This is a genomic window from Pseudomonas sp. RL (genome assembly GCF_000647775.1).
In the GTDB taxonomy this organism is placed as follows: domain Bacteria; phylum Pseudomonadota; class Gammaproteobacteria; order Pseudomonadales; family Pseudomonadaceae; genus Serpens; species Serpens flexibilis.
This window is the reverse complement of record NZ_JBOY01000203.1, coordinates 1-2745: the sequence shown is the minus strand read 5'-3', so window position 1 is coordinate 2745 and position 2745 is coordinate 1. Positions and strand designations below refer to the sequence as shown.

The following is a 2745-nucleotide window of genomic DNA, read 5'->3' as shown; positions in this document are numbered from 1 at the left end:
CAAGGAAATCAACAGCGTCGACGACCTCAAGGGCCTGAAGATCCGCATGCCGGGTCTGGGCGGCGAAGTCATCGGCAGCATCGGCGCCACGCCGATCATCGTCCCCGGCAGCGAGGTGTTCACCGCCCTGCAGACCGGCATGATCGACGCCACCGACTGGGTCAGCCCGTACAACGACCTGGCTTCCGGCATCCACAAGGCCGCCAAGTACTACTACTACCCGAGCTGGGCCGAACCGCAGGCCGCCATCGAGCTGCTGATCAACAAGGCCGCCTGGGATGAACTGCCCGCCGACCTGCAGGCGATCCTCGAAGAGGCCGCCCGGGGCTCGCTGCAGCTGATGATCGACGAGTACGTCTACAACAACGCCAAGGCGCTGCAGGAACTGCAGAAGCAGGGCGTGATCCTGAAGAAGTTCCCGGACACCGTGCTCGCCGCGCTGCAACAGCAATCCGAGCAGGTGATGGACAAGTTCGCCGCCGAGAGCGACCTGAACCAGCGCATCTGGACCTCCATGAAGCAGTTCCGCGAGCTGGCCACGCCGATGGGCGAAGCCACCGACAAGAACATCTACGAATGGCGCTGATGCCGCGCTGATCCGGATGTACAGCAAAGCCCCGGCCTCGCCAGAGACCGGGGCTTTTTTTGATCCCCCACCGCCCGCAACCGCCGCACCGCCGGCCTGCACGAAAGAGCATCGCGGCTGTTGCCGCTCCTACAGGAAAGCGCGCAGCCGCAGCTCAGTGCCGGTGACCGGCGTGCGCCTGCTCACCGTTCAACTCACCGCGCGCCTGCAGCAGGATCTGCGTCGCGGCACTGGTCGCCAGGCTGGCCATGATGCCGGCCACCAGCAGGTCCGGCCAGGCGCTGCCGGTGCCGAACACGCCCAGCGCGGCCATCAGCACCGCGAGGTTGCCCAGCGCATCGTTGCGCGAACACAGCCAGACGCTGCGCATGTTGCTGTCGCCCTCGCGGTAGGCGTAGAGCAGCGCCGCCACGCCGACGTTGGCCAGCAGCGCCAGGGTGCCCACTACGCCCATGGTCGGCGCGCTCGGTACCGTGCCGCTGACCAGATGCCACAGGGCGGTGGCCAGCACTGCGATGCCGAACAGCAGCATGCACAGCGCCTTGAACAGCGAGGCCCGTGCCCGCGCCACCACCCCCATGCCCAGCACCAGCAGACTGATGCCGTAGTTGGCAGCGTCGCCGGCGAAATCCAGCGAGTCTGCCAGCAGGGATACCGACCCGGCCGTGAAGCCGGCGCCGATTTCCACCACGAACATGGTGAAGTTCACCACCAGCGCGATCCACAGGATCTTCCGGTAACGGCCCGACCGCAGCGCGGTAGCGCACGGATCTTCGTGACTGCAGCAATTGGCTCCCATGGAGTCTCCTTGGTGTTTTTCAGAACTGGCCGTAGGCTAAAGCCTGTAGTTGCTACAGGGTCAAGACCATGTCCACTCCCCTCACCATCGGTGCATTGAGCAAGCAAAGCGGCGTCAACGTGGAGACCATCCGCTTCTATGAGCGCTCCGGCCTGCTGCCCGCGCCCCAGCGCACCCCGTCCGGCTACCGCAGCTACCGCGCCGAGGACGTCCGCCGGCTGCGCTTCATCCGCCGTGGTCGCGAGCTGGGCTTCAGCCTGGAGGAAATCCGCGAACTGCTGGAACTGGCCGCCCACCCGCAACAACCCTGCGCCAGCGCCGACCGCATGGTCCGCGAGCATCTGGATGCCATCGAGACACGCATCCGCGACCTGCAGAACCTGCAGCAGGAACTGCGCAAGCTGGGCAACTGCCCGAGTGCCGAGGCCGAGCACTGCCGGCTGCTCGAAGCACTGGACGAGCGCCACTGCTGCCAGCACCCGGACGACTGAGCCCCATTAATACCGGCCGCGCGGTTTGCTGGCAGAGTGCGCGGCCCTGCCCTCCCGATACCGGAAAAGGAACATCGAAATGAGCGAAACCTGGGCCTGGCTGGGCGTGGCGCGTGGGCGCTTTCTGCCGCTGACGCTGAGTTGCGTGGCGCTCGGACTGGCGCTGTCCCTGCCGCCGGCTCCATCCGCATCGCTGCCGTTCGGCGAAGCCCTCCTCGTACTGATTGGCGCGCTGGCTGCCCACGTGGCGGTCAACGCCCTCAACGAGTACGGCGATTACCGCAGCGGGCTGGACCTGCGCACCCGGCGCACCGCCTTCAGCGGTGGCAGCGGCACGCTGGTGGCGCATCCGCAGCTGCTCGGCCGCACCCTGCTGCTGGGCATTGGCAGCCTATTGACCTGCGCGCTGATCGGCCTGTTCTTCCTGCTGCGCCAGCCGCAGCTGTTTGCCAGCCTGGCGCCCCTGGGGTTGGCCGGCCTGCTGCTGGTGCTGGCGTATACCCCCTGGCTGACCCGCCATCCCTGGCTCTGCCTGTTCGCCCCGGGCCTCGGCTTCGCCCTGATGGTGCTTGGCGCGCGTCTGGTGCTCGGCGGCCCGCTGGACAGTGGCGACCTGCTGCTGACCCTGGTGCCGCTGCTGCTGTGCAACAACCTGCTGCTGCTCAGCCAGATTCCCGACATCGACGCCGACCGCGCCGCCGGCCGCCGCACGCTGCCCATGCAGATCGGTGTTGCCGGAGCGCTGCGGGTGGCGCTGCTGCACTGGCTGCTGGCCTATGGCGTGCTGGTGGCGGCCCTGTGGCAGCGCGAACTGGCCGGCGCCGCGCTGGGCTTGCTGACCCTGCCGCTGGCACTGCGCGCCGCCTGGC

General features: G+C 67.7%; 4 protein-coding genes. 3 read left to right on the top strand and 1 reads right to left on the bottom strand.

Going from position 1 to position 2745, the window contains the following annotated elements:
• On the top strand, positions 1-586 hold a 586-nt coding region (gene dctP / locus AS93_RS0118200), incomplete at its 5' end, for a TRAP transporter substrate-binding protein DctP (RefSeq protein ID WP_027591906.1).
• Between the two features lie 154 nt (positions 587-740).
• On the opposite strand, the gene AS93_RS0118195 is transcribed toward dctP, so the two are convergent.
• Positions 741-1385, bottom strand: a complete 645-nt coding sequence (locus AS93_RS0118195; RefSeq protein ID WP_027591905.1) for a cation transporter — start codon at positions 1383-1385, stop codon at positions 741-743.
• Between the two features lie 68 nt (positions 1386-1453).
• Here AS93_RS0118195 and AS93_RS0118190 point away from each other — a divergent pair, with 68 nt between their 5' ends.
• Positions 1454-1876 (top strand): MerR family DNA-binding protein, encoded by a 423-nt coding sequence (locus tag AS93_RS0118190; RefSeq protein ID WP_027591904.1) that lies wholly within the window; start codon positions 1454-1456, stop codon positions 1874-1876.
• Between the two features lie 79 nt (positions 1877-1955).
• Positions 1956-2745: prenyltransferase (locus AS93_RS0118185; protein WP_027591903.1), on the top strand; the 790-nt coding region annotated here is incomplete at its 3' end.